Origin of the sequence: Melittangium boletus DSM 14713, assembly GCF_002305855.1 — a bacterium.
In the GTDB taxonomy this organism is placed as follows: domain Bacteria; phylum Myxococcota; class Myxococcia; order Myxococcales; family Myxococcaceae; genus Cystobacter; species Cystobacter boletus.
In genome coordinates this window covers 7,971,266-7,995,164 of the sequence record NZ_CP022163.1, presented here as the reverse complement: position 1 = coordinate 7,995,164, position 23,899 = coordinate 7,971,266, and the positions used below count along the sequence as shown (strand labels likewise).

The window sequence follows — 23,899 nt, the reverse complement described above, 5'->3', positions numbered from 1 at the left end:
TTCCCTCACTTCCGGGCCTGCTTCACGCCCTTGCCAGAGTGCGCCTTCGCGGCGGACTCGGGCTTGTGGGCGACCAGGGGAAGCTCCTCGGCGGAACCGCCCGCCTTCTCGACGGCCTCACGGGCCGAAGCCGAGAGCTTGTGGACCCGCAGGGTCAGCTTCTTGGTCAGCGAGCCACTGCCAAGCACCTTCACGCCGTCGTAGCGGCCCTTCACGAGACCCTGCTTCTCCAGGGCAGCCACGTCCACTGTGGTCCCCGCGTCGAAGCCCTCGAGGTCCGAGAGGTTCACCACCGCGTAGATGGTCCGGTTGGGCGAGGTGAACCCGAACTTCGGCAGCCGACGCTGCAGCGGGCTCTGACCGCCCTCGAAGCCCTCGAACCGCATGTTGCCGGAACGAGCCTTCTGGCCCTTGCCACCGCGACCGGCCGTCTTGCCCAGGCCGCTGCCCTGGCCACGGCCCACGCGCTTCTTACGGTGCCAGGAGCCCTCGGGCCGCTTCAGGTTGTTGAGCGTAGTCGACATTGTCTGAGTCCTCTTACCCTAGGCCTTCGAGGCCTGGGCCTTGCGGGCGCGCGCGGCGTCCCGGGCCCGGATCTTCCGAGGCTTGCGACGAGCGATCTTGGGAGCATCGCCCTGCACCGTCTCGGCCGTCACCAGGTGACGGACCTTGTTCACCAGACCACGCACGGTCGGCGTGTCCTGAAGGATTCGCTCGGAGCCAAACTTCTTCAGCCCGAGGCTCGCGATGGTCGCGAGCTGGTCCACGGAGGAACCCGCGGAGCTCTTCGTCAGCTTGACCTTCAGCGCCATGATTAGCCCCTCGCCTCTTCGGACTTCGTGGGACCCACGTCCTTGCCACGCAGGCGCGACACCTGCTCGGGGGAGCGCAGATTCTTGAGCCCGGCCACGGTGGCCTTGAGCACGTTGTGGGGGTTCCGCGAGCCCTGGCTCTTGGTCAGGATGTTGCGGATACCCGCCGCCTCGAGGACCGCGCGCACCGCGCCACCGGCGATGACGCCCGTACCCTCACCGGCCGGCTTGAGGAGCACCCACCCCGCGCCGAAGTGCCCGAGCACCTCGTGAGGAATGGTGTGACCCTGCAGCGGAACGCGGAAGAGATTCTTCTTGGCGTTCTCGCCGCCCTTGCGGATGGCCTCGGGAACTTCGTTGGCCTTGCCCAGGCCCACGCCCACATGACCGGAGCCGTCACCCACCACCACCAGCGCGGCGAACGAGAACCGCCGGCCGCCCTTCACCACCTTGGCGACGCGGTTGATGTTCACCACCCGGTCGGTGAGGTCGAGATCGTTCGGATTGATCGGAGTTGCCACTTGGGAACTTCCTTCTTCGAAAGGTGTCTAGAACTTCAGCCCGGCCTCGCGCGCGGCATCGGCCACGGCGGCGATCCGACCATGGTACGGGAAGCCGTTGCGGTCGAACACCACCGCCTCGACATTGGCCGCCTTGCACTTCTCCGCGATCAGCGTACCCACGCGCTTGGCGTCGGCCTTCTTGTCGCCCTCGTCCTTGCCCTTGAGATCCTTGGACAGCGAGGAGGCATAGGCCAGGGTACGACCCGTGGTGTCGTCCACCACCTGGGCGTAGATGTGCTTGAGGCTCTTGTAGACCGTGAGCCGCGGACGCTCCGTGGTACCCGAGAGCTTCTTGCGGATGCGGTTCTTCCTCTTGATGCGCGGATCGACCTTGTTCGACATGGCTGATTCTTTCTCCGTCCGGCGGTGATGGGGAGTTCCACCCCCGGATGATCGCATGGCCCTCCTTGGGGCCATGCGGTTGAGTGTTCACTCCGACTAGGCGGTACCGGTCTTGCCTTCCTTCCGGCGGATCTTCTCGGTCGCGTACTTGATGCCCTTGCCCTTGTACGGCTCGGGCGGGCGCAGCGCGCGAATGTTCACCGCGGCGGCGCCGAGGACTTCCTTGTCCGCGGAGCGCAGCGTCAGACCCAGGGTGGGCAGACCATCCTCGGTGCGCGCGGTCTTGTCGACCTCGGCCGTCACGCCCTCGGGGAGGTTGAACACCACCGGGTGCGAGTAACCCAGCGCGAAGTTGATCGCCTTGCCCTTGACCTCGGCGCGGAAACCAACGCCGCGGATGTCCAGGCGACGCTCGAAGCCCGACGAAACGCCCTTGGCCGCGTTGGCCAGCAGCGTGCGGGTCAGGCCGTGCAGGCTACGGGACTCACGCGACTCATCCTCGCGCTCGACCCGAACCTCATTGCCCGCGACCGTCACCTTCACGCCCTTGGCGGGAAGCTGAACGACCATCTTCCCCTTGGGACCCTCGAAATTGACCTGGCGGCCCACGACCGTGGCCTTCGTCTTGTCCGCCAGCTTGACCGGAAGCTTTCCAATCCGACTCATGATTCCCTCGTGCAGGACCAGGTCGCGGCCAAAGCCGCGGCACCCGGGCCGCTGGCTAGTAGACCGTGCAGAGCAGCTCGCCGCCGACCTTCTGCTTGCGAGCCTCGGAGTCCACCAGCACGCCCTTGGAGGTGGACAGGATCGAAATGCCGAGTCCCCCGAGAACCTGGGGGATTTCACGCACGTTGACGTAACGGCGCAGGCCGGGCTTGGAGATGCGGCGGATACCCGTGATGGCCGGAGCGCGATCCGGACCGTACTTCAGCTGCACGGAGATCTCGTTCTGCGGCGCGCGCTCGTGGACCGTGTAGTCCCCGATGAAACCCTCGGCCTTGAGAACCTTGATGATCTCGACCTTGAGGTTCGAGTGGGGCATGACGACCTTGTCGTGACGCGCACGCGAACCGTTGCGCAGACGGGTCAGCATGTCGCCGATGGGATCGTTGACGACCGACATGAATGGCTACCTTCCTTGCGGAGCGGCCAAGCCGACTCCGCGTTCGCAATCGCCGCGCCTGCTGGGCCCATCCCAGGGGTTCGCCACGATTGCACTGCATCTACCGCGAGGGCCTCCCCTCTTCAGGAGAGGCAAGGCCTTCAGACTCCATCCAGGAGTCCGAAGACCCGCGTCCGACTACCAGGACGACTTGGTGACGCCGGTGACCTCACCGCGCAGCGCGCGGTTGCGGAAGCAGATACGGCACATGTTGAACTTCCGCAGGAACGCGCGCGGACGGCCGCACAGCGGGCAACGGTTGTAGGCGCGAACGGAGAACTTCGGCTTGCGCTTCGCCTGGGCGATCTTCGAGAGCTTGGCCATGGGTGCGGATCCTCGTTACTGGCGGAACGGCATACCGAAGTGACGCATCAGCGCCAGCCCCTGCTCGTCGTTTTCCGCAGTGGTGACGAAGCTGATGTTCAGCCCCTTCACCTTCTCGATCTGGTCGTAGTTGATTTCAGGGAAGATGATCTGCTCGCGCACGCCGAGGGTGTAGTTACCCTTTCCGTCGAACGCCTTGGGCGACACGCCCTTGAAGTCGCGCACGCGGGGCAACGCCACGGTGATGAGGCGGTCGAGGAACTCGTACATCCGGTCGCCGCGCAGCGTGACGGCGGCACCGATGGCCTGGCCCTGACGCAGCTTGAAGTTCGCGATCGACTTGCGGGCACGGGTCACCACGGGCTTCTGGCCGGTGATGGCGCCCAGCTGATCCACGGCGGACTCGAGGATCTTGGCGTTGGCGAGCGCCTCGCCGAGGCCCATGTTGACGACGATCTTCTCGAGACGCGGAACCTGCATGGGGTTCTTGAGCCCCAGTTCCTTCATCAGCGCGGACACGCCTTCCTTGCGGAAGCGCAGCTTGAGCCGCGCCGGCTTGGCCTCGAGACCTTCTTCGATGTTCGCCGCGAATCCAGCCTTCTTGACTTCGTCCTTCTTGCGGCCCTTCTTTTCCTTCTTCGCCGCGTCCTTCTTCTCTTCAGCCATCGTCTTGTCCCCTGCTTCGGAGCGCGGCCCTGGACCCAGCGCGCCGATCAGTACTTCATGAAAACTGAAAACACCGGAGCCCTACGGGTCCTTCGGAGCCCCGGCGACATCTGCCCGTCTGCTCTCCCCTCGCCCGGGCAGGGCAAAGGGCGCGCATACATGCCCGAACCGACGACCCTAGTCAATCAGGCCGTTGCAATCCTTGCGCTTGCAGAACCGCTTCTTCTTGTCACCATCCAGCCTGATACCCACGCGGGTCGGCTTGCCGCACTTCGCGCAGACCAGCTGGACGTCCGAGATGTGGATCGTGCCCGGCTTCTCGACGATGCCACCCTCGGGCTGCTGCTGCGTCTTGCGCAGGTGCCGCTTGACCATGCGCAGACCTTCCACGGTCACACGCTGGGCCTCACGGTCGATCTTCAGGATCTTCCCGCGCTTGGTCGCCTCGGTCTTCTCCGAGCGCTCGGCGCCCGCGATGACCTGCACGGTGTCTCCAACCTTGAGCTTCTCCATGGTTCCTCTCCCTCCTCGCGGACCGCCTGACGCCCTACTAGAGGACCTCGGGAGCGAGCGAGATGATCTTCATGAACTTACGGGCGCGGAGCTCGCGGGCCACCGGCCCAAAGATGCGCGTCCCAATGGGCTCCAGGTCCTTGTTGATGAGGACGGCGGAGTTGCCATCGAACTTGATGTAGCTGCCATCCGGACGGCCCACCTCGCGCGCCGTGCGCACGATGACCGCCTTGGCCACGTCACCCTTCTTCACCTTGGAGTTCGGCAGCGCCTCGCGGATCGACACGACGATCACATCGCCGATGGACGCGTACTTGCGCTTGGAGCCACCCAACACCTTGATGCAGAACACCTTCTTGGCGCCCGAGTTGTCGGCCACGTCGAGCACGCTCGTCATCTGAATCATCTGGAATTCCCTCTCTCAGCTTGCTGCAGGCCCTTCCGGTCAGGAGGGGCACCGCGCGGCTCGAGCCACGGTCCCCGCGCGCCAAGTGGCGACGCGGGCTCGGACGGCTCAGACGTTCTTGCTCTTCTCCAACACCTCGACCACCCGCCACCGCTTGTCCTTCGAGGTCGGCCGGGTCTCGGCGATGCGCACCCGATCACCCTCGTTGATGGTGATCTTGGCCGGGTAGTCGTGGTCCTCGACGTGCGCCTTGTACTTCTCGCGCGCGTTCAGGATCTTCCCGTACTTGGGGTGAGCCGAGCGGCGCGAGACGGTGACCACCACCGTCTTCTGCATCTTGTTGGAGGTCACGATGCCCACGCGCGTCTTGGGACGGCCGCGGGAGGGGGTCGTGGCGGGAGTGGATTGAGTCGCTTCAGCCATGAGAAAAGCTCCTAAGCCTTCTTCTCCGTCCGGGTCTTCTCTCCCAGGACGGTCAGGATGCGCGCCAGATCGCGCTTGTGCTGGGTCCGCTCGGACGGGTTGTCCAGCGAGCCAGTCGCCCGCTTCAGCTGGTCCTGGAACAGCGTGTCGCGCAATTCCGCCGCGCGCTGCTTCAGGTCGGCCTCCGAGAGCTCCTTGAGTTCTTTCGCAGTCGCCATCTTCAAATCTCCTCAGAGCCAGCGGGCGGCCCTCATATCAAAGAGCCGCCCCCGGCGGAACTAGAGCGCCAGCTCGCTGCGGGTGACGATCTTCGTCAGCACCGGCAGCTTGGCCTGGGCCAACTTCAGGGCACTGGTGGCAACCTCGGGCGTCGTTCCCTCCATCTCGTAGAGGATGCGACCGGGCTTGACCACCGCCACGTAGTACTCCACACCACCCTTACCGGTACCCATACGGGTTTCGGCGGGCTTCTTCGTGATGGGCTTGTCCGGGAAAACGCGAATCCAGATCTTGCCACCACGCTTGATGTGGCGCGTCATCGCGATACGGGCCGCCTCGATCTGCCGCGAGGTGAGCCACCCCGGCTGCAGGGACATGAGGCCGTACTCACCGTAGGTGAGATCGCTGCCACGGTGAGCCAGGCCCGGCATGCGGCCCTTGTGCATCTTGCGGAACTTCGTACGAGCAGGCTGAAGCATCGTCGGTGTCCTTCAATCCCAACGGAGCCGCTCCTCTCGGAGCGGCTCCTGGAGAGTTAGCGGGTGGAAGCCGGCGCGGCACCCTGACCACCCTTGGTGGGGAGGATGTCGCCGCGGCAGATCCACACCTTGCAGCCGATCTTGCCGTAGGTGGTCTTCGCCTCGGCGAAACCGTAGTCGATGTCCGAGCGGAGGGTGTGCAGGGGCACGCGGCCCTCGCGATACCACTCGTAGCGGGCCATCTCCGCGCCACCGAGACGACCGGAGCACGAGACACGGATGCCCTTCGCTCCGAACTTCATCGCCGTCTGCAGCGCCTTCTTCATGGCGCGGCGGAAGGCGATGCGGCGCTCGAGCTGGGTGGCGATGTTCTCGGCCACCAGCTGCGCGTCGGTCTCGGCCTTGCGGACCTCGACGATGTTGAGGAAGACCTCGTTCTTCGTGAACTGCTGGAGGTCCTTCTTCACCGTCTCGATGCCCGCGCCGCGCTTGCCGATGACGATACCGGGGCGCGCGGTGTGCACGTTGACCTTCACCTTGTTCGCCGCGCGCTCGATCTCCACCTTGGAGACACCCGCGTGATTGAGCGACTTCTTCACGAACTCGCGGATGCGGATGTCTTCATGCAGCCACTGCGCGTAGTTCTTGTGCTCGAACCACTTGGAGTCCCAGGTCTTGATGACCCCGAGGCGGAACCCAATGGGATGGACTTTCTGGCCCAACGTGCGTCTCCTTCAATCGGTTGCGTGGTGCGCCAGGCGGGCGGCCTACTTCTTGGCCGCCTCGGCCAGGACCACGTGAATGTGGCTGGTCTTCTTGTTGATGCGCGAGGCGCGACCCATGGCGCGCGGCATGTAGCGGCGCTGGGTCGGACCCTGATCCACCGAGATCGTCTTCACGACGAGCTTGTCCACATCGACCTGCCCCTTGGACAGGTCGGTCGCGTTGGCCACGGCGCTCTTGATGAGCTTGGCCACCGGGAGTGCCGCGGCGCGGCTGGTGAAGCGCAGGATGTTCAGGGCCTGGCCTACCGACTTGCCCCGGACAAGCGCCGCCACGGTGGAAACCTTCCGGGGCGACATGCTCAGAAACCTCAGATGTGCCTTCGACTCCATGTCATCTCCTCTGGCGGACGCCGCCTGTCAGCGGGGCCGACTACTTGCCCTTGGCGACCTTCTTCTCCGCCGAGTGACCGCCGAACGTACGCGTCGGGGCGAACTCGCCGAGCTTGTGGCCCACCATGTTCTCGGTCACGAAGACGGGGATGAACTTGCGGCCGTTGTGCACCGCGAAGGTGTGACCCACGAACTCCGGAAGGATGGTCGAACGGCGGGACCACGTCTTCACGACACTCTTCTTGTTCGTCTTGATCATGTCCTCGACCTTCTTGACGAGGTACCCATCGACGAACGGACCCTTCTTAATCGAACGCGCCATTGTTTGAACCCTCGACTACTGGCTGCGCGCGCCCGGGCGGCGGACGCTCACGATGAACTTGTCAGTGCGCTTGTTCTTGCGCGTGCTCAGACCCTTGGTCTTCTGGCCCCACGGAGACACGGGGTGCGGATTACCCTGGCCGGACTTGCCCTCACCACCACCGTGCGGGTGATCGACCGGGTTCATCGCCAGACCGCGGACGGTGGGACGGATGCCCAGCCAGCGGCTGCGACCCGCCTTACCGATCCGGATGATCTCGTGCTCCAGGTTACCGACCTGGCCCACGGTGGCGCGGCACTCGATGAGCACCATGCGCACCGCGCCGGAGGGCAGACGCACCTGGGCGTAGCGGCCTTCCTTCGCCATCAGCTGGCCGGAGGAACCCGCCGAGCGGATGATCTGCGCACCACGGCCGGGCTTGAGCTCCACGTTGTGGATGACCGTACCCACCGGGATGTTGATGAGCGGCAGGCTGTTGCCCGGACGGATGTCCGCGTTCTCGCCCGCCATCACCGTGTCGCCCACCTTCAGGTCGACGGGGGCGATAATGTAGCGCTTCTCGCCATCCGCGTAGTGCAGGAGGGCGATGTTGGCGGAGCGGTTCGGATCGTACTCCACCGCCGCGACCTTGGCCGGCACGCCGTCCTTGTCACGACGCTTGAAATCGATGATGCGGTAGCGACGCTTATGACCACCACCCTGGTGACGGCGGGTGATGTGACCGTGAGCGTTGCGGCCACCGGACTTCGACAGAGACTCGGTGAGCTTCTTCTCCGGCGTCCCCTTGGTGATGTCCGCGAAGTCGGACACCGTCATGAGGCGGCGGGCGGCGGAGGTCGGCTTGTACTTCTTGATGCCCATAGTGGTCCTCTACGTCGGTCAGCGCTGTGCGCTAGACCGCGCCTCCCTCGAAGAGTTCGATCTTGTCCCCCTCCTTGAGGGTGACGACCGCCTTCTTGAAGTTCGGCCGCTTGCCGATCGAGCGCCCCACGCGCTTGGTCTTGCCGCGGACGATGTTGGTCCGAACACCCTCGACGCTCACCTTGAAGAGCTTCTCGACGGCGTTGGCCACGTCGTACTTGGTGGCCTTCTTGTCGACGATGAACGAGTACTGCCGGAACTTCTCGCGGGCCTGATCCAGCTTCTCGGTGATGAGCGGCCCCTTGATGACGTCGTTGGCGTTCACGAGAGCGCCCCCTCGATGGCCTTGATGGCCGCGGAAGTGACCACCAGGTGCTTGTGGCGCAGGACGGACTCGAGGTTGAGACCCTCGGGCGGCAGCACGTCGAACTTCGCCAGGTTGCGCACGCTGCGGTGCAGGTTGATGTTGTCCTTGGCGTCGATCACCAGCGCACCGGCCAGCTTCAGCCGCTTGGTCAGGGCATCGAACGCCTGCTTGCTCTTCGGAGCATCCAGCTTGAAGCCGTCGAGGATGATGAGCGTCTTCTCGCGAGCGCGCAGCGACAGGGCCGCCTTGAGCGCACCGCGGCGGACCTTCTTGGGCGGCCGGTAGAAGTAGTCACGCGGCTTGGGACCCATCGCCTTACCGCCGCCCACCCAGTGGGAAGCGCGGATGGAACCCTGGCGGGCGCGGCCGGTACCCTTCTGCTTCCAGGGCTTCTTGCCGCCACCGCTCACCAGCGAGGTGTTCTTCACCGCCACCGTACCGCGGCGACGGTTCACCTGCTGCATCTTCGCGACCTCGTAAAAGAGGTGCGCGTTCGGCTCGGCGCCGAAGACCTCGTCGGAGAGCTCAAGCTCCGACACCTTCTTCAAATCCAGATCGACTACGTCGAACTTTGCCATGGCTATTTCCTCTGGGGAATGGAGTGGACCCGGTCGGGCTCTACCCCGTCCCTCAGGACTTGATCTCCACGTCAACGCCGGCCGACAGATCCAGCTTCATGAGCGCGTCCAGCGTCTGCTGGGTCGGCTCGAGGATGTCGAGCAAACGCTTGTGCGTGCGGATCTCGAACTGCTCGCGGCTCTTCTTGTCCACGTGCGGCGAACGCAACACCGTGAACTTGTTGATGCGCGTGGGCAGGGGGATCGGACCGGCAACCTTGGCGCCCGTGCGCCGAGCCGTCTCAACGATCTCCCCAGCGCTCTGATCCAGGAGCTTGGAGTCGTAGGCCTTCAGCCGGATGCGGATCTTCTGTGTCGCCATTCGCAAAAACCTCTTTGTACGGCCTCTGTTGGAGGCGCTACGCCCAACGTCCCCTGGATGTCACAGAGCCGTCTCTTCGAAGGGGCGCGGCATGTACCACCGCGGCCCCGGTGTATGCAACCTAATTCACACTGCCCCGGCTTTTCGCTGTTTTGGTCCGCCAGGGCAAGCGGAAACTTCTGATGACTAGGCGATGATCTCGGCGACGACGCCGGCGCCCACGGTACGACCACCCTCACGCACGGCGAAGCGCAGCTCCTTCTCCATCGCCACCGGGGTGATCAGCTCCACCTCGATCGCGATGTTGTCGCCCGGCATCACCATCTCCACGTTCTCCGGCAGCTTCACCGTTCCCGTCACGTCCGTCGTGCGGAAGTAGAACTGCGGCCGGTAGCCCTTGAAGAACGGCGTGTGACGGCCACCCTCCTCCTTCGACAGCACGTAAATCTGCGCCTTGAACTTCGTGTGCGGCGTGATGCTGCCCGGCTTGGCGATGACCTGGCCGCGCTCGATGTCCTCACGCTTGAGGCCACGCACCAGCGCTCCGATGTTGTCTCCCGCCCGGCCCTCGTCCAGCAGCTTGCGGAACATCTCCACGCCCGTCACCACCGTCTTCTGCGTGGCGCGCAGTCCCACCACTTCCACTTCCTCGCCCACCTTGATGATTCCGCGCTCCACGCGGCCCGTGGCCACCGTTCCGCGGCCCGCGATGGAGAACACGTCCTCCACCGGCATCAGGAAGGGCTTGTCCGTGGCGCGCTGCGGCGTGGGGATGTAGCTGTCCACCGCCTCCATCAGCTTGAGGATCGCCGGCTCGCCAATCTCCGACGTGTCTCCCTCCAGCGCCTTCACCGCGCTGCCCGGCACGATCGGAATCGTGTCCCCGGGGAACTCGTACTTCTTGAGCAGGTCGCGCACTTCCATCTCCACGAGCTCGCGCAGCTCGGGGTCGTCCAGCAGGTCCACCTTGTTCAGGAAGACCACGATGTAGGGCACGCCCACCTGCCTGGCCAGCAGGATGTGCTCACGCGTCTGCGGCATCGGGCCGTCCGCCGCCGACACCACCAGGATCGCGCCGTCCATCTGCGCCGCTCCCGTGATCATGTTCTTCACGTAGTCGGCGTGTCCCGGGCAGTCCACGTGCGCGTAGTGCCGGTTCTTCGTCTTGTACTCCACGTGCGCGGTCGAAATCGTGATTCCGCGCTCGCGCTCCTCCGGCGCCTTGTCGATCTGGTCGTACGCGAGGAACGTCGCGCCGCCGGTCTTCGCCAGCACCTTGGTGATGGCCGCCGTGAGGGACGTCTTGCCGTGGTCAACGTGGCCGATGGTGCCAATGTTGACGTGCGGCAAGCTTCTGTCGAACTTTTCCTTGCTCATCTCTGCTCCTCGGAGACCGGCCAGGGGGCCGAATCGAGAAAATGTGCTGCGTGGTGCTTCAAACGTACGAAAACGTCAAATGAAATCGCTCGCCCCCTCCGCTGGGGACCGAGCCAGCCTCACCGGTTCAGCACATCCTTCGGTGCGGGAGCGTAGTGGCTGAACCGCATGGTGTAGGTCGCTCTTCCCTGACTGCGGCTTCGCAGGTCGGTCGAGTAACCGAACATCTTTGCCAGAGGCACCTGGGCCAGGACCGCCTGCAAGCCTCCCGGCCGAGGCTCCATGCCCTGCACCTTGCCCCTCCGGCCCGTCAGGTCTCCAATCACGTCCCCCATGAAGTCGTTCGGGGTGACGATCTCGCAGTCCATGATGGGCTCGAGGAGCACGGGCTTCGCCCCTCGCACGGCGTCCCGGAAGGCCATCGAGCCGGCGACCTTGAACGCCACTTCGTTCGAGTCCGTGTCGTGCATGGAGCCATCGAAGGCCTCCACCTTCACGTCTAACAGCGGATAGCCCGCGATGGGACCACTCGACAAGGACTCCTGGATCCCCTGCCGCGCGGCCTCCACGAATTCCCGGGTCACCTTCTCCGCGGGAATGGTGCTCGAGAAGGCGAAGCCCTCGCCAGCCTTGTTGGGGCTCACCCTCAACCAGATATCGCCGTACTGCCCCTTGCCTCCCAGCTGACGGATGTACTGCCCCTGGGTCTCCACCATTTCGGTGATCGTCTCGCGGTAGGCCACCTGGGGCTTGCCCACGTTGGCGTCGACCTTGAACTCACGCTTCAGTCGGTCGACGATGATCTCCAGGTGCAGCTCGCCCATGCCCGCGATGAGCGTCTGTCCCGTCTCCTCGTGCGTCCGGACCCGGAAGGACGGATCCTCCACCGCCAGGCGCGCCAGGCTGGTGAGGATCTTGTCCTGATCCGCCGTGGACTTCGGCTCGATGGCCACGTCGATGACGGGCTCGGGGAACTCCATCTGCTCCAGGATGATGGGGTGCTTGTCGTCGCACAGGGTGTCGCCCGTGGTGGCCAGCTTGAGGCCCACTACCGCGCAGATGTCCCCGGCGTAGCACTCGGACACCTCGTCCTTCTTGTCCGCGCGCATCTGCACCAAGCGGCCAATGCGCTCGCGCTTGCCCTTCACCGAGTTCCACACCGCCGAGCCCGACTCCAGCTTGCCCGAGTAGATGCGAAGGAAGGTGAGCGTCTGGGACGGAAAGGCCGGGTCCGGCATGATCTTGAAGGCCAGCGCGCTCAAGGGCGCGTTGTCGCGCGTCTCCCGCGTTTCCTCCTGGCCCTTGGGGCTCTTGCCCTTCACCGGCGGGATGTCCAGCGGACCCGGCAGATAGTCCACCACCGCGTCCAACAACGGCTGCACGCCCTTGTGCTTGAAGGCCGAGCCACAGAACACCGGGAAGACCTTCAGCGACAGGCACCCCTTGCGGATGGCCGTGCGGATCTCCTGCTCGGTGAGCTCCGTGCCCTCGAGGAACTTCTCCGTGAGCGCGTCATCCTGCTCGGCGGCGATCTCCACGAGTTCGCTCCGGGCCGCGTCGGCCTCCGCGCGCAGGTCCTCGGGGATGTCCACCTCGTCGTAGCGGCTGCCCATCTCCGAGTCCTGGAAGACGAGCGCCTTCATCCGCACCAGATCGATCACGCCCCGGTGCTTGTCCTCGGCGCCCAGCGGCAGCTGCATGCGCACCGGACGCGCGCCGAGCTTCTCGCGGATGGTGTCGACGGACATCGCGAAGTCCGCGCCCACCCGGTCCATCTTGTTGATGAAGCAGATGCGCGGAACCCGGTACTTGTCCGCCTGGCGCCAGACGGTCATCGACTGGGGCTCCACCCCGTTCACCGCGTCGAAGACCGCGACGGTGCCGTCCAGCACGCGCAGGGAGCGCTCCACCTCGATGGTGAAGTCCACGTGGCCCGGGGTGTCGATGATGTTGATGCGGTACTTCTGGTCGTTCCGGTTCCAGAAGGCGGTGATCGCGGCCGAGGTGATGGTGATGCCACGCTCGCGCTCCTGCGGCATCCAGTCCGTGGTCGTGGTGCCTTCATGCACCTCGCCCATCTTGTGGATGGCTCCCGCGTAGAACAGGATCCGTTCCGTGGTCGTCGTCTTGCCGGCGTCGATGTGCGCCATGATGCCGATGTTGCGATAGCGCTCGAGCGGATACTCGCGGGGCATTTCTACGAACCTCTTCTGGAAGCGGATGTCAAAGACCGGAAACACCCGGACGCGCGAGAGAGCGCATCCGGGTGCCGGGCACTGCGTTGGACTGAATGAGGACTACCAGCGGTAGTGGGCGAAGGCCTTGTTGGCCTCGGCCATCTTGTGCGTGTCCTCGCGCTTCTTCACGGCGTTGCCACGGTTGTTGGCGGCGTCCATGATCTCGCCCGCCAGCTTCTCCATGGCCGTCTTCTCACCGCGCGCCTTGGCGTAGGTGATGATCCAGCGCATGCCCAGCGCCACGCGGCGATCCTGACGGACCTCCACGGGCACCTGGTAGGTGGCGCCACCGACGCGGCGGCTCTTCACCTCGAGCACCGGCTTGACGTTGTCCAGGGCCTTCTTGAACGTCTTGAGGGGGTCCTCCTTCGCACGCTCCTCGATGAGGCTGAAGGCGCCGTAGCACACCCGCTCGGCGATGGACTTCTTCCCCTTGCGCATCAGGTCGTTCACGAACTTCGTGACGAGGCGGTCCTGGAACTTCGGATCAGGAAGGATCTTGCGCTTGGCTACTACGCGACGACGAGGCATCTTTTTCTATCCCTTACGCCCCGCTCCCATGCACCCGGGAGTCTTCGTGGGGGCTTCGAACTGCGTTGGCGAATCAGGAAGGCTCCCCAGGGTGCGGGGCAAGCGTTCCGGTGAATGATGCGAAGGTGATCAGCTCCGAGCTCAGCTCGGACGCTTGGCGCCGTACTTGGAGCGGCTCTGCTTGCGGCCGGCCACGCCCACGGAGTCCAGCGTGCCGCGGATGATGTGGTAGCGCACGCCCGGGAGGTCCTTCACACGGCCACCGCGGATCATCACCACCGAGTGCTCCTGGAGGTTGTGACCCACGCCGGGGATGTAGGACGTCACTTCAATCCCGTTCGTCAGACGAACACGGGCCACCTTGCGAAGGGCCGAGTTCGGCTTCTTCGGCGTGGTGGTGTACACGCGGGTGCAGACGCCGCGCTTCTGAGGGCACTCCTTCAGAGCGGGGCTCTTGCCCTTGATGTTCAACTTCTCGCGGCCCTGGCGGACCAGCTGGCTGATGGTTGGCACTGAACTCCTCTTCCTTCTCGATTGCCCCGAGCGGGTGTACCCGGGGGCGCATACAGACCTACCACTGCGCTTAAAAAGGGCCGCGAGTATAGGGAGGGGGCACCTTGTGTCAAGCACGGACGGCCGGTGAGGATAACTCCCGGCGACCCACGTCCCCATTCCCCACGCTTGCGCGCAGGGCCGCCCCTCTACTCCCCTGGTCGCTAGAAGTCGAGGACCATCACGATCGCGTCCTCGGGCGCCACGCCCTCGTCCACGTAGTAGTTGGGCCTGACGCCCACGGCGCGGAAACCAAAGGATTTGTAGAGGTTGATGGCCGCCTCGTTGCTCTTGCGCACCTCGAGGGTGGCCAGGCAGCACTTGCGCGCCCGCCCCTCGGCCAGCGTGGCGTCCATCAGGGCACGGCCCACGCCTCGCCGACGATGCTCCGGCGCCGTGGCCACGTTGAGCACGTGCACCTCGTCGTGGACGATCCAGAAGATGGAGATGCCCAGCAGGTGCCGTCCCCCCTCGGACGAGGGCTCTTCCAGCAGGAAGATGATGGACCAGTCGTGACTCAGCTCGCGCTGGAGCAGTTCCAGGGACCAGGGGTTGCGGAACGAGGCCTTCTCCAGGGCCATCACCGCGGGCAGATCCTCGCGCGTCATCCTCCGGATGAGGAACGCGGGGTCCGGTACGCCCTGGAGCCTCGGACGGGTGTCCTCCCGCATCCGCCTCATGGACCCTCCTCCCGGGCGAAAGGTGCCACGCCCCTCACCCGCGCGTCCGCCCTCACCCGCGCGAATTCCTCCTTCGCCAGCTGACCGTAGCGCTCCCGCATCAACCTCTCCTTCAACGCCTCGCGAACGCCCTCGTATGGGCCGCCCATCGTCGCCTTGTGCTCTTCCCAGTACCGCCTCGCCTCCGCCTCGCTCACCTGGGCGCGCAAGCGGATCCGGCTGTCCAGGATGCGCTCGGCCCGCACGCCCCGCTCCAGCACCGCCGTCAACTGTTCCAGGTCCGCGTCATGCCGCGTCAGGAAGGCCAGCAACGCGGGCTCGTCCTCGAAGCGCTCGCGGAAGGCCTTGACCCGCGCCTCCACCTCCGAGCGCTCCGCCGCGAAGGCCTGGAGCCGATCCGCCCCCGCCACCAACAACCGCTGGTTGATGGCCAAGTCCAGCGCTCCCCGCAGCGTCTCCTCGTCCAAGGACACCTCCGCCGCCCGCACGCCTCCTCGCTGGACGAGCACCACCCGGGCCTCGAACGACAATTCACTCAGCGTCAAGACCTGGCCGGCGATCACCGCCACCACGCGATCGATGACCTGGCCCTCGGCCCCCGTCGGCCGGCCGGTATCCTGCCCAGCGGCGGATACCGACATCAGCACGAGGCAGCCCACCACCCCGCCCATCTTCGCTCGTCGTCCGCGCGGCGACCCCATGCTCTCCCTCGGCACTCGGGTCAGTTTATACATCCGGACCCCAGGGCACACACCATGCTGGCGCTCGCCGTACGACGGGTTACGTTCTTCCACTCAAGGAGGACGTCACCCACATGGCGGACGACTACTACCAGATTCTCGGCGTGGCCCGGACGGCGTCGGCCGACGAAATCAAGAAGGCCTTCCGCAAACTCGCGCGCAAGTACCACCCCGATGTCAACCCGGGAAACAAGAGCGCCGAGGAGAAGTTCAAACAACTCAACTCCGCCTTCGAGGTGTTGTCGGACGAGCGCAAGCGCAAGCTCTACGATGAGTTCGGCGAGGAGGCCGGCAAGCTCGGCTTCGATGAGAAGAAGGCCGAGCAGTACCGGGCCTACAAGGCCGCACGGGCCGCCGGCGGCGGCATGCCCTATGGCGGAGGCGCGGGCGCGGACTTCGACCTCGGGGACATCCTCGGCGACATCTTCGGGCGCGCGGGCGCGGGCGGCGTGGACCTGGGGGAAATCCTCGGGCGCGCGGGCGGCGGCCGGGCCGCTGGCCCCACCGCGGGCGAAGACATCACCGCCAACCTCACGCTCAGCTTCTCCGAGGCCCTCACCGGCACCGAGCGCAGCATCTCCCTGCAACGCCCCGGGCGCTGCGGGCGCTGCCAGGGCTCGGGCCAGTCCGGCGCGCCCACCACCTGCGCCACCTGTGGGGGAACCGGCAAGGTGCGCCGGGGCGGCGGCGTGCTCGGCATGTCCGTGGGCGGCACCTGCCCCACCTGCCGGGGCTCCGGCCGCGCGGCGCCCCCCTGCCCGTCCTGCCACGGGGCGGGCGTCGTGGACGAGACGGCCCGGCTCACCGTGAAGATTCCCGCCGGCGTCCAGACCGGCTCCAAAGTGCGGCTGTCCGGACAGGGCGCCGCGGGCTCCCGCGGAGGGCCCTCGGGCGACCTCTACATCGAGACGATCGTCTCCGAGCACCCGCTGGTGCGCCGCGAGGGAGATGACCTCCACATGGACCTGCCGGTCACGGTCTCCGAGGCGATGCTCGGGGCCGAGATCCGCGTGCCCACCTTCCAGGGCGAGGTGACGGTGAAGGTCCCCGCGGGCTCCCAGTCCGGCCGCCGCATGCGGCTCAAGGGCCGGGGCTCTCCCTCGCTCAAGGGCGGCGCCCCCGGAGACCTCTACCTCACCCTCCAGGTGAAGGTGCCCGAACAGCCCTCGGCCGAGGCACGCCAGGCCGCCGAGGCCCTCGCCCGCGCCTACCAGACGGATGTCCGGGGCTCGCTCCAGTTGTGAGCCGCCCCACCCTCCTCCCCCCCTCCAACCCCCTTGCGTTCGCTCGCGCCGCGTCCTACACGGCCCCAGTACCCGCCTCCCTCACTCGGAGCCTCTTTCCCATGGGCATCTTCGATTTCCTCGGCGGCTCCGGCCCCGACAAAGCACTCAAGCTCAAGCCCAAGGTGACCCAGAAGTATGGGGATCCCAACAGCCGGCAGAAGGCCCTCCAGCAGCTCGGGGAGATGAAGTTCCCCGAGGCCGTCACCGTGCTGATGCACCGCTACACCATCACCGTGGAGCCCCTCACCACGGACGCGGACGAGAAGGAGCACGTCTTCGAGCTCATCAAGGGCTTTGGCAAGGACGCCGTGGCGCCCGTCACGGACTTCCTGCGCAAGAACGAGCAGGCCACCTCCTGGGCCATCCGCGTGCTGGAGGCGCTGCTGACCGAGGCCGAGGTCACCACCATCGCCGTGGAAGCGCTCTCCGCGCTGAGCTCCCAGTACATGCGCGATCCGCAGAAGAAGATCGTCCTGCTCCACTACATCACCGGCAAGCAGGACGAGCGCATCGCTCCGGCGGTGGTGCCCTACCTCGAGGACATGGCGGATGATGTGAAGATCGCCGCCCTCAAGGCGCTCGGGCCCCTCAAGTTCGAGCCCGCGCGCGAGCCCATCCTCCGCCTGACCCAGGGCGACACCGCCCGCCGCGTGCAGGTGGCCGCGCTCCAGGCGGCCGAGGAAAGCGGTTTCAAGGCCTAGCTCCCCGGGGAGGACGCGCCAGGTCGTCCGTCGAGCGCCCTCCCTGTGTCGTGAAGTGGACACGGCAACTGTCCTGCGGCCAGCTCTGTTCAGTCTCTACCCGGGTCAGGGGGTTTTCTGTGTGGTGCCCCTTGGCGCAGGATCACTCCCGGGTGGGTCGAGTGTATCGACCCCAGGCTGCCGAGGTCGCTCCGTGCCCAAGAAGAAGGTTCCTCATCTGGCCGAAATCGTCACCCTCCGCCCGGAGCCGAAGAAGCCACCCCGGCGCCTGGTGAAGCCCCAACCTCCCGTGGAGAGCGAGGCCGCCGAGCGCACGCTCGTGGAGATGGCCCGGCACATCTCCTCCAGCGAGGGTCCCACCGAGGCCCTGCGCGCACAGCTCCAGCTCATCCACACCCTCTTGCAGGCCAAGGCCTGCTACGTGGCGCGCTTCCTCCCCTCGCGCAACCAACTGCACGTGGAGCACGTGCGCGGCCGCTATGACGAGCGCATCACCGCCGCCACCCCCGAGGAGGGCCTGATCGGCCGCGCCTTCGCCGAGCGCGCCATCCTGCGCGACGAGGAAACCGTCGCCGTTCCGCTCGAGAGCCCCCAGGGCATCAGCGGTGTGCTCGCCATCCTCGCCCCGCGCCGCTCGGCCTCGGACTCGCTCCTCATGGCGCTCGCCGGACAGCTCTCCGCCGCCTACGAGGTGGCGCGCCTGCGCGACGACAGCGCCCGGCGTAACAAGGATCTCCAGACGGCCATCGCCGGCCTCAAGGCCCTGGAGCAGAGCCGCGACGAGCTGCTCGGCAACGTGTCCCACGATCTCAAGAACCCGCTCACCACCATCAAGGCGTACCTGGCCATGATGGGGCGCGAGAAGCTCGGTGCGCTCTCCGACGCCCAGCGCCGCGCGGTGCAGGTGTGCGATCGCAGCGCGGACCGCATGCTGCGCATGGTGAATGATCTGCTGCTCATGTCCCGGCTCCAGGCCGGCAAGATGCAGCTCAATCAGCGGCCCTTCGGACTCAAGGCCGTGGCCGAGGAGGTCATCCGCACCCTCACCCCGTCCGCCGAGCAGTCCAAGGTGCAGCTCATCCTCCCCGCCACCGGCGAGGTCTTCGTGCGCGGAGACCGCGAGCGCATCGCCGAGGCCATCCAGAACCTCGTGGAGAGCGGCATCAACCGCTGCGAGCCCGACGACAGCGTGGAGCTGCGCGTGGGCAGCGAGGACGGACTCGCCCTGCTCACCGTGAAGGACACCGGCCCCGGCCTCGGCACCGAGGACCTGGAGCACGTCTTCGATCCCTTCCACCGCCCCGGCGTGCGCGGCCAGGGCCACAGCCTCGGCCTGCCCCTGGTGGCGAAGATCATGGCGCTGCACGGCGGCCGCGTGGAGGCCTCGAGCACCCTCGGCGAGGGCACCAGCCTGCAGATGGTGATGCCCCTGTTCGCCGGCGCCGTCAGCTCGCCCGATCTCTCCCAGGCGGGACCCCGCGCGGGCGGCATCCTCCTCGTCGAGGACGACGCGGACTGCCGCGAGGTGCTCCAGCAGGTGCTTGAGCAGGAGGGCTACCGGGTGATGTCCACCTCGGGCGCCGCCGAGGCCCGCTCCATCCTCTCGCACATCCGCCCGGCCATGGTGCTGTTGGATCTGCGCCTGAGCGAGGAAGATGGGCGCTCCGTGCTGCGCTTCATCCGGAGCACCGAATCGCTCGCCGACGTGGCCGTCTACATCATCTCCGGCGCGAGCGACGTCTCCACGTTGGGCGCGGGCCAGGGACTGGATCGCATCGACGGCTTCTTCGAGAAGCCCCTGCAACTGCCGCGGCTGCTCGACACCGTGGGCGCCGTGGTCCGTCCGAGCCGCCGCAACCCCGCGGTCTCCTGAACCGCCTCACGACGCATCGCGTCGAAGAGAAGGTGCAGAAGGTGCGCGGGATACCTCCCAGCTTCGCTTAGTATCCCGCGCGTCAATGAGCCCTCCCGTCTACTCCCGTTACCGGACCGCTTTCGTCGAGGCGCTCGCCCAGTCGCTGGGCGTGCCCGCCTCCGAGATCGACTCCCAGGTCAAGCCGGCCGACCCCGCCCATGGCGACCTGTCGTTTCCCACCTTTCCCCTGGCCAAGGCCCAGAAGAAGGCCCCGCCCGCCATCGCCGCCGCGCTCGCCCAGGGCGTGAAGGTCCCCGGCCTGGAGATCGTCGCCGCGGGCCCCTACGTCAACGCGAAGTTCTCCCCCATGCCCTTCACCGCCGAGGTCATCGACGCGGCGCGTTCCCAGGGCGTGCGCTACGGTGGCTCGGACGTGGGCGCGGGCAAGACGGTGGTCATGGACTACTCGTCGCCCAACATCGCCAAGCCCATCGCCTTCCACCACATCCGCTCCACCGTCATCGGCCACGCCGTGGCCAACCTGCACCGCGCGCTCGGCTACCGCGTGGAGGGCATCAACTACCTGGGTGACTGGGGCAAGCAGTTCGGCCTGGTCGCCGTGGGCTTCCAGGAGTACGGCGAGGCGGACAAGCGCCAGGACATGGCGCACCTGGTCCAGGTGTATGTGAAGGCCAACAAGCGCGCGGAGCAGGAGCCCGCCTTCGACGAGCGCGCCCGCGACTTCTTCCGCCGCATGGAGGCCGGGGATGCCGAGGCGCTCACCCTGTGGAAGGAGTTCCGCGAGACGAGCGTGCGCGACTTCGAGCGCATCTACGCCCGGCTCGGCGTGAAGTTCGAGCACATGGAGGGCGAGAGCTTCTACCAGGGCAAGATGGAGCCCGTCATCGAGGAGATCTCCCGCGCGGTGGGCGTCAAGGAGTCCCAGGGCGCCACCATCGTGGACCTGGCCTACGAGGAGAACGAGCCGCCCGTGCTCCTCAAGAAGAACGACGGCAGCACGCTCTACGCCACGCGCGACCTGGCGGCGGCGATCGACCGCCACGAGCGCTTCCACTTCGACAAGTCGCTCTACGTGGTGGCCACGGATCAGGCGCTGCACTTCCGGCAGCTCTTCCGGGTGCTCAAGGCCATGGGCCGCTCGTTCGTGGACCGGATGGTCCACGTGAACTTCGGCCGCGTGCACGGCATGAGCACGCGCCAGGGCAACGTGGTGCTCCTCACCGACGTGCTCGACGAGGCCCGCGCGCGCGCCCGCACCATCGTCGACAAGAACATCGAGGAGGGGAAGATCCAGACGGACGACCCGGAGAAGCTCGCCGAGCAGATCGGCCTGGGCGCCATCTTCTTCGGCGACCTGAAGAACCGCCGGGGCACGGACTACACCTTCGACTGGGACGACGTGCTCAACCTCACCGGGCACACGGGCGCCTATCTCCAGTACGCCCACGCGCGCGCCTGCAACATCCTGCGCAAGGGCGGCGGCGCGCCGGCGAGCTACGACGCCACCCTGCTCACCCTGCCCGAGGAGCAGGCCGTGCTGCGCGCCATCGCCCGGTTGCCCGTGGTGGTGCAGGAGGCCGCCGAGCAGCAGGAGCCGAGCTTCGTGGCGCGCTGGCTCCTGGATCTGGCCGCGGCGTTCAGCAGCTACTACACGGCGGGCAACCAGGACCGGAACAAGCGCGTGGTGCTCGAGGGCCATGACGCGCTGAAGGCGGCTCGGCTGGCGCTCACGGACGCGACTCGCGCGGCGCTCGCGGCCGGCCTGACGCTGCTGGGCATCGCCACTCCCGAGAACATGTAACGAGGGGAAGACGTGGATCAAGGGGGCTCTCACGTGGATACCGTCCTGGCACCGGTCGTGGATCACCAGGTGGCGTTGAACAAGGAGTTCGGGCCCATCTCCCGGGTCCTGGGGCAGCGCTACTTCGACGGTGTGCGCTTTCCTCCCGAGGCGGAGGCCGAGTTGCGCGCGCTCCAGGCCAAGGGCTTCGTGGTGCACGTCATGCGCACCACGGCCTGGGTCAATTTCCTCTATCTCACGTGGGCCATGGTGCGCCGGGGCTTGCCGCTCGTGCGCGCCGTGGTGAACCTGCGGCCCTGGTTCACCAAGCCCTTCCGCAACACCAAGCAGCGCGGCCCCTTCGAGGAGCGCTTCGCCCATGCCCTGGCCACGGGCGGCAGCGGCCTCATCTTCCTCAAGAAGACGGCCCTCTTGAGCGCCACGGGCAAGGACATCGAGGAGAACCCCTTCCCCGCCCTGGTCGCCATGGCCCGACGCGAGGAGCGCACCGTCTTCCTCGTGCCCGAGCTGTTCGTCTGGGAGAAGCGCACCGCGCGCCTCATGCCCAACGTGTGGGACCGCGTCTTCGGCTCTCCCGAGGCGCCCGGCTTCCTGCACTCGATGGTGGCCTTCTTCCGCAACTACCGCCGCGCGCAGTTCCGCGTGGGCGAGCCCATCGACCTCAAGCGCTTCATCGAGGACAACCCCCAGGACTCGGACGAGGTCATCGCGCGCAAGGTGCGCAGCGCCCTGCACCACCACCTGTCCCGCGAGACGCGCGCCGTCTTCGGGCCCCCGGAAAAGCCCGTCGAGCGCATCCTCGAGGAGACGCTGCGCGACCGCACCCTGCGCAAGGCGCTCGACACCGTGGCCGCCGAAACCAACCGCCGCCCCGAGAGCGTGCTGCGCCAGTCCCGGCGCAACCTGGAGGCCATCGCCGCCAAGGCCAGCCCCACCACGCTCGCCTTCGTGTCCCCCGTGCTCGACTGGGTCTTCCACCGCATCTACGACGGCATCGAGGTGGACGAGGCCGGCCTCAACCGCGCCCTCAAGGCCGCGAGCCACGCCCCGCTCGTGCTGTGCCCCTCGCACAAGAGCCACGTGGACTACCTGGTGATGAGCTGGATCCTCTGGAACCGCGGCTACGCGGTGCCGCTCGTCGCCGCGGGCGCCAACCTGTCCTTCTGGCCCCTCGGCCCGCTGCTTCGCCGCTGCGGCGCCTTCTTCCTGCGCCGCTCCTTCAAGGACGACAAGATCTACGCGGCCACCTTCAAGGCCTACGTGAAGAAGCTCGTGCACGACGGCGTGCACCAGGAGTTCTTCCCCGAGGGCGGCCGCTCGCGCACCGGCAAGCTCCTGCAGCCCAAGCTCGGCATGTTCACCTGGCAGGTGGAGTCCGTGCTCGAGGGCGCGCGCAATGATCTCATCTTCGTGCCCGTCTCCATCGACTACGAGAAGGTGGTGGAGTCGGGCAGCTACTCGAAGGAGCTGGCCGGCGGGGAGAAGAAGCCCGAGGACATCAAGGCGCTCTTGAGCACGCCCAAGGTGCTCGCCTCGAGCTACGGCCGCATCCACCTCACCTTCGACGAGCCCCTGTCGCTCATGGAGCTGATGAAGAGCCGTGGGCTCGATCCGGCCCAGCCCCTGAACGACGAGCAGAAGAAGGGCCTGGTGCGCGCCCTGGGCAACCGGGTCATGTACGGCATCAGCAAGGTGTCCACCGTGACGCCCCACGCCCTGGTGAGCGCCGCGCTCCTGTCCCACCGCCGCCGGGGCATGACGAGCCGCGAGCTCACGGATCGCATCAACATCCTGCGCCGCATCGCCGGCGAGGAGCGCGCGCCCCTGGCCGCCCTGCTCAAGGACTCGCCCAGCCACCCCGAGGCCATGGGCCCCATCCAGGACGCCATGCGCACCTTCTGCTCGGATGGCATGGTGCGCACGCTCAAGGCGCACAACGACGTCATCTACCAGGCGGAGGATGATCGCCGCGGGGAGATGTCCTTCTACAAGAACACGCTGATGAACCTGGTGGCGGCGCGCGGCCTCGTGGCGAGCGCCCTGCTCGTGGGCTTCCCGGCGCCGTTCGATGAGGTCAAGGCCCGGGCCCTGTGGCTCTCGCGCCTCTTCAAGCTGGAGTTCATCTACCGGGTGGGCGCGAGCTTCGACACCATCTTCTCCGAGGTGGTGGAGCGGCTGGTGCGCATGGGCCTGGTGCTCCACGACGGCGACATGCTCGGCGTGGCACCCGAGCCCCACTCTCGGCCCGAGCTGGAGTTCCTGGCGGATCTGCTGCGCGACTACCTGGAGGCCTACCTCATCGCCGCCCTGACGCTGCCGGAGGTGCCCGCGGGCATGGCGCAGGACCGCAAGGCCTTCGTGCGCCAGGCGCTGGAGCTCGGACGGGCCGAGTACCACTCGGGCCGCATCACCGCCGCCGAGTCCCTGGCCAAGGTGACGCTGGAGAACGCGGTGCACTACATGCTCGACCAGCGCTACCTCGTGGAGGAGGACAAGAAGCTCAAGCTCGGCCCCGCGGCGCCCGACCTGGAGGCGTGCCGGAGCTACGCCGAGGAGATCCGCCGCTACCTGCGCCACCAGGGCTGAGCCGGAGGCAGCACCCGGC

The 23,899-nt window shown here is 66.7% G+C and carries 31 protein-coding genes; 5 read left to right on the top strand and 26 right to left on the bottom strand.

Features of this window, described 5'->3' with window-relative positions; genetic code table 11:
* Positions 1-5: 5 nt before the first annotated feature.
* From rplO to MEBOL_RS33070, 26 genes are all read right to left on the bottom strand, one after another.
* On the bottom strand, positions 6-524 hold the full coding sequence (gene rplO / locus MEBOL_RS33195; RefSeq protein WP_095981190.1) for a 50S ribosomal protein L15: 519 nt from the start codon (positions 522-524) through the stop codon (positions 6-8).
* Between the two features lie 18 nt (positions 525-542).
* Complete coding sequence (gene rpmD / locus MEBOL_RS33190) at positions 543-812, bottom strand: 50S ribosomal protein L30 (protein ID WP_095981189.1); 270 nt, start codon at positions 810-812, stop codon at positions 543-545.
* Between the two features lie 2 nt (positions 813-814).
* Positions 815-1,333: a 30S ribosomal protein S5 gene (gene rpsE / locus MEBOL_RS33185; protein WP_095981188.1), complete on the bottom strand. Its 519-nt coding sequence runs from the start codon at positions 1,331-1,333 to the stop codon at positions 815-817.
* Positions 1,334-1,360: 27 nt separating this feature from the next.
* Positions 1,361-1,717: a 50S ribosomal protein L18 gene (gene rplR / locus MEBOL_RS33180; RefSeq protein ID WP_095981187.1), complete on the bottom strand. Its 357-nt coding sequence runs from the start codon at positions 1,715-1,717 to the stop codon at positions 1,361-1,363.
* Between the two features lie 96 nt (positions 1,718-1,813).
* Positions 1,814-2,383 (bottom strand): 50S ribosomal protein L6, encoded by a 570-nt coding sequence (gene rplF / locus MEBOL_RS33175; protein ID WP_095981186.1) that lies wholly within the window; start codon positions 2,381-2,383, stop codon positions 1,814-1,816.
* A 55-nt stretch (positions 2,384-2,438) separates the two neighbouring features.
* Positions 2,439-2,840 carry a 30S ribosomal protein S8 gene (rpsH, locus tag MEBOL_RS33170; protein WP_095981185.1) on the bottom strand — a complete coding sequence of 134 codons (402 nt, stop codon included), beginning with the start codon at positions 2,838-2,840 and terminating at the stop codon, positions 2,439-2,441.
* Between the two features lie 177 nt (positions 2,841-3,017).
* Positions 3,018-3,203 (bottom strand): type Z 30S ribosomal protein S14, encoded by a 186-nt coding sequence (locus MEBOL_RS33165; protein ID WP_095981184.1) that lies wholly within the window; start codon positions 3,201-3,203, stop codon positions 3,018-3,020.
* 15 nt (positions 3,204-3,218) lie between these two features.
* Positions 3,219-3,869 carry a 50S ribosomal protein L5 gene (gene rplE, locus MEBOL_RS33160; protein ID WP_095981183.1) on the bottom strand — a complete coding sequence of 217 codons (651 nt, stop codon included), beginning with the start codon at positions 3,867-3,869 and terminating at the stop codon, positions 3,219-3,221.
* Positions 3,870-4,046: 177 nt separating this feature from the next.
* Positions 4,047-4,382 (bottom strand): 50S ribosomal protein L24, encoded by a 336-nt coding sequence (rplX, locus tag MEBOL_RS33155; protein WP_095981182.1) that lies wholly within the window; start codon positions 4,380-4,382, stop codon positions 4,047-4,049.
* A 37-nt stretch (positions 4,383-4,419) separates the two neighbouring features.
* Positions 4,420-4,788: a 50S ribosomal protein L14 gene (rplN, locus tag MEBOL_RS33150; protein ID WP_095981181.1), complete on the bottom strand. Its 369-nt coding sequence runs from the start codon at positions 4,786-4,788 to the stop codon at positions 4,420-4,422.
* A gap of 108 nt (positions 4,789-4,896) precedes the next feature.
* Complete coding sequence (gene rpsQ, locus MEBOL_RS33145) at positions 4,897-5,211, bottom strand: 30S ribosomal protein S17 (protein ID WP_095981180.1); 315 nt, start codon at positions 5,209-5,211, stop codon at positions 4,897-4,899.
* An 11-nt stretch (positions 5,212-5,222) separates the two neighbouring features.
* Entirely contained in the window at positions 5,223-5,429 is a 207-nt protein-coding gene (gene rpmC / locus MEBOL_RS33140; RefSeq protein ID WP_095981179.1) for a 50S ribosomal protein L29, read from the bottom strand.
* 60 nt (positions 5,430-5,489) lie between these two features.
* The gene (gene rplP / locus MEBOL_RS33135; protein ID WP_095981178.1) at positions 5,490-5,909 is read right to left on the bottom strand and encodes a 50S ribosomal protein L16; all 420 of its coding nucleotides are present in this window, start codon (positions 5,907-5,909) and stop codon (positions 5,490-5,492) included.
* 56 nt (positions 5,910-5,965) lie between these two features.
* Positions 5,966-6,631: a 30S ribosomal protein S3 gene (gene rpsC, locus MEBOL_RS33130; RefSeq protein ID WP_095981177.1), complete on the bottom strand. Its 666-nt coding sequence runs from the start codon at positions 6,629-6,631 to the stop codon at positions 5,966-5,968.
* Between the two features lie 45 nt (positions 6,632-6,676).
* Positions 6,677-7,024: a 50S ribosomal protein L22 gene (gene rplV / locus MEBOL_RS33125; protein ID WP_095981176.1), complete on the bottom strand. Its 348-nt coding sequence runs from the start codon at positions 7,022-7,024 to the stop codon at positions 6,677-6,679.
* A 40-nt stretch (positions 7,025-7,064) separates the two neighbouring features.
* Positions 7,065-7,346 carry a 30S ribosomal protein S19 gene (gene rpsS, locus MEBOL_RS33120; RefSeq protein WP_002625385.1) on the bottom strand — a complete coding sequence of 94 codons (282 nt, stop codon included), beginning with the start codon at positions 7,344-7,346 and terminating at the stop codon, positions 7,065-7,067.
* A gap of 15 nt (positions 7,347-7,361) precedes the next feature.
* Complete coding sequence (rplB, locus tag MEBOL_RS33115) at positions 7,362-8,207, bottom strand: 50S ribosomal protein L2 (RefSeq protein ID WP_095981175.1); 846 nt, start codon at positions 8,205-8,207, stop codon at positions 7,362-7,364.
* Between the two features lie 31 nt (positions 8,208-8,238).
* A complete protein-coding gene (locus MEBOL_RS33110; protein WP_095981174.1) occupies positions 8,239-8,532 on the bottom strand; it encodes a 50S ribosomal protein L23 in 294 nt (97 codons plus the stop codon).
* Complete coding sequence (gene rplD / locus MEBOL_RS33105; RefSeq protein WP_095981173.1) at positions 8,529-9,152, bottom strand: 50S ribosomal protein L4; 624 nt, start codon at positions 9,150-9,152, stop codon at positions 8,529-8,531. The genes MEBOL_RS33110 and rplD overlap by 4 nt, the downstream gene beginning before the upstream one ends.
* Positions 9,153-9,204: 52 nt before the next feature.
* Positions 9,205-9,513: a 30S ribosomal protein S10 gene (gene rpsJ / locus MEBOL_RS33100; RefSeq protein WP_002625389.1), complete on the bottom strand. Its 309-nt coding sequence runs from the start codon at positions 9,511-9,513 to the stop codon at positions 9,205-9,207.
* A 186-nt stretch (positions 9,514-9,699) separates the two neighbouring features.
* Positions 9,700-10,890, bottom strand: a complete 1,191-nt coding sequence (tuf, locus tag MEBOL_RS33095) for an elongation factor Tu (protein ID WP_095975577.1) — start codon at positions 10,888-10,890, stop codon at positions 9,700-9,702.
* A gap of 119 nt (positions 10,891-11,009) precedes the next feature.
* A complete protein-coding gene (gene fusA / locus MEBOL_RS33090; RefSeq protein ID WP_095981172.1) occupies positions 11,010-13,085 on the bottom strand; it encodes an elongation factor G in 2,076 nt (691 codons plus the stop codon).
* Positions 13,086-13,187: 102 nt separating this feature from the next.
* Positions 13,188-13,658, bottom strand: coding sequence for a 30S ribosomal protein S7 (gene rpsG, locus MEBOL_RS33085; RefSeq protein ID WP_071900193.1), 471 nt, complete (start codon positions 13,656-13,658; stop codon positions 13,188-13,190).
* Positions 13,659-13,799: 141 nt separating this feature from the next.
* Positions 13,800-14,171: a 30S ribosomal protein S12 gene (gene rpsL / locus MEBOL_RS33080; protein ID WP_002623636.1), complete on the bottom strand. Its 372-nt coding sequence runs from the start codon at positions 14,169-14,171 to the stop codon at positions 13,800-13,802.
* Positions 14,172-14,374: 203 nt separating this feature from the next.
* Complete coding sequence (gene rimI, locus MEBOL_RS33075; protein WP_095981171.1) at positions 14,375-14,890, bottom strand: ribosomal protein S18-alanine N-acetyltransferase; 516 nt, start codon at positions 14,888-14,890, stop codon at positions 14,375-14,377.
* Positions 14,887-15,591, bottom strand: a complete 705-nt coding sequence (locus MEBOL_RS33070; protein ID WP_095981170.1) for a hypothetical protein — start codon at positions 15,589-15,591, stop codon at positions 14,887-14,889. Before MEBOL_RS33070 ends, rimI begins: the two co-directional genes overlap by 4 nt.
* A 113-nt stretch (positions 15,592-15,704) precedes the next feature.
* Between MEBOL_RS33070 and dnaJ the strand changes: the two genes are divergently transcribed.
* From dnaJ to MEBOL_RS33045, 5 genes are all read left to right on the top strand, one after another.
* Positions 15,705-16,874 (top strand): molecular chaperone DnaJ, encoded by a 1,170-nt coding sequence (gene dnaJ, locus MEBOL_RS33065; RefSeq protein WP_095981169.1) that lies wholly within the window; start codon positions 15,705-15,707, stop codon positions 16,872-16,874.
* A gap of 101 nt (positions 16,875-16,975) precedes the next feature.
* A complete protein-coding gene (locus tag MEBOL_RS33060) occupies positions 16,976-17,617 on the top strand; it encodes a HEAT repeat domain-containing protein (protein ID WP_095981168.1) in 642 nt (213 codons plus the stop codon).
* Positions 17,618-17,810: 193 nt separating this feature from the next.
* On the top strand, positions 17,811-19,490 hold the full coding sequence (locus MEBOL_RS33055; protein WP_095981167.1) for an ATP-binding response regulator: 1,680 nt from the start codon (positions 17,811-17,813) through the stop codon (positions 19,488-19,490).
* Between the two features lie 85 nt (positions 19,491-19,575).
* Positions 19,576-21,294 (top strand): arginine--tRNA ligase, encoded by a 1,719-nt coding sequence (gene argS / locus MEBOL_RS33050; RefSeq protein ID WP_095981166.1) that lies wholly within the window; start codon positions 19,576-19,578, stop codon positions 21,292-21,294.
* A gap of 33 nt (positions 21,295-21,327) precedes the next feature.
* On the top strand, positions 21,328-23,880 hold the full coding sequence (locus MEBOL_RS33045) for a 1-acyl-sn-glycerol-3-phosphate acyltransferase (protein ID WP_095983152.1): 2,553 nt from the start codon (positions 21,328-21,330) through the stop codon (positions 23,878-23,880).
* The last annotated feature ends 19 nt before the right edge of the window (positions 23,881-23,899 follow it).

Coding starts and splice junctions, on each gene's coding strand:
- rpsJ (WP_002625389.1), bottom strand. CDS start 9,513: ATGGCGACACAGAAGATCCGCATCCGGCTGAAGGCCTACGACTCCAAG.
- rplO (WP_095981190.1), bottom strand. CDS start 524: ATGTCGACTACGCTCAACAACCTGAAGCGGCCCGAGGGCTCCTGGCAC.
- fusA (WP_095981172.1), bottom strand. CDS start 13,085: ATGCCCCGCGAGTATCCGCTCGAGCGCTATCGCAACATCGGCATCATG.
- rpmD (WP_095981189.1), bottom strand. CDS start 812: ATGGCGCTGAAGGTCAAGCTGACGAAGAGCTCCGCGGGTTCCTCCGTG.
- MEBOL_RS33060 (WP_095981168.1), top strand. CDS start 16,976: ATGGGCATCTTCGATTTCCTCGGCGGCTCCGGCCCCGACAAAGCACTC.
- rplX (WP_095981182.1), bottom strand. CDS start 4,382: ATGGAGAAGCTCAAGGTTGGAGACACCGTGCAGGTCATCGCGGGCGCC.
- rplV (WP_095981176.1), bottom strand. CDS start 7,024: ATGGAGTCGAAGGCACATCTGAGGTTTCTGAGCATGTCGCCCCGGAAG.
- rplN (WP_095981181.1), bottom strand. CDS start 4,788: ATGATTCAGATGACGAGCGTGCTCGACGTGGCCGACAACTCGGGCGCC.
- rpsQ (WP_095981180.1), bottom strand. CDS start 5,211: ATGGCTGAAGCGACTCAATCCACTCCCGCCACGACCCCCTCCCGCGGC.
- MEBOL_RS33070 (WP_095981170.1), bottom strand. CDS start 15,591: ATGGGGTCGCCGCGCGGACGACGAGCGAAGATGGGCGGGGTGGTGGGC.
- rplR (WP_095981187.1), bottom strand. CDS start 1,717: ATGTCGAACAAGGTCGATCCGCGCATCAAGAGGAAGAACCGCATCCGC.
- rplB (WP_095981175.1), bottom strand. CDS start 8,207: ATGGGCATCAAGAAGTACAAGCCGACCTCCGCCGCCCGCCGCCTCATG.
- dnaJ (WP_095981169.1), top strand. CDS start 15,705: ATGGCGGACGACTACTACCAGATTCTCGGCGTGGCCCGGACGGCGTCG.
- rimI (WP_095981171.1), bottom strand. CDS start 14,890: ATGAGGCGGATGCGGGAGGACACCCGTCCGAGGCTCCAGGGCGTACCG.
- rpsG (WP_071900193.1), bottom strand. CDS start 13,658: ATGCCTCGTCGTCGCGTAGTAGCCAAGCGCAAGATCCTTCCTGATCCG.
- rpsS (WP_002625385.1), bottom strand. CDS start 7,346: ATGGCGCGTTCGATTAAGAAGGGTCCGTTCGTCGATGGGTACCTCGTC.
- rplE (WP_095981183.1), bottom strand. CDS start 3,869: ATGGCTGAAGAGAAGAAGGACGCGGCGAAGAAGGAAAAGAAGGGCCGC.
- rpmC (WP_095981179.1), bottom strand. CDS start 5,429: ATGGCGACTGCGAAAGAACTCAAGGAGCTCTCGGAGGCCGACCTGAAG.
- MEBOL_RS33165 (WP_095981184.1), bottom strand. CDS start 3,203: ATGGCCAAGCTCTCGAAGATCGCCCAGGCGAAGCGCAAGCCGAAGTTC.
- rplP (WP_095981178.1), bottom strand. CDS start 5,909: ATGCTTCAGCCTGCTCGTACGAAGTTCCGCAAGATGCACAAGGGCCGC.
- rplD (WP_095981173.1), bottom strand. CDS start 9,152: ATGGCAAAGTTCGACGTAGTCGATCTGGATTTGAAGAAGGTGTCGGAG.
- argS (WP_095981166.1), top strand. CDS start 19,576: ATGAGCCCTCCCGTCTACTCCCGTTACCGGACCGCTTTCGTCGAGGCG.
- rpsH (WP_095981185.1), bottom strand. CDS start 2,840: ATGTCGGTCGTCAACGATCCCATCGGCGACATGCTGACCCGTCTGCGC.
- rplF (WP_095981186.1), bottom strand. CDS start 2,383: ATGAGTCGGATTGGAAAGCTTCCGGTCAAGCTGGCGGACAAGACGAAG.
- tuf (WP_095975577.1), bottom strand. CDS start 10,890: ATGAGCAAGGAAAAGTTCGACAGAAGCTTGCCGCACGTCAACATTGGC.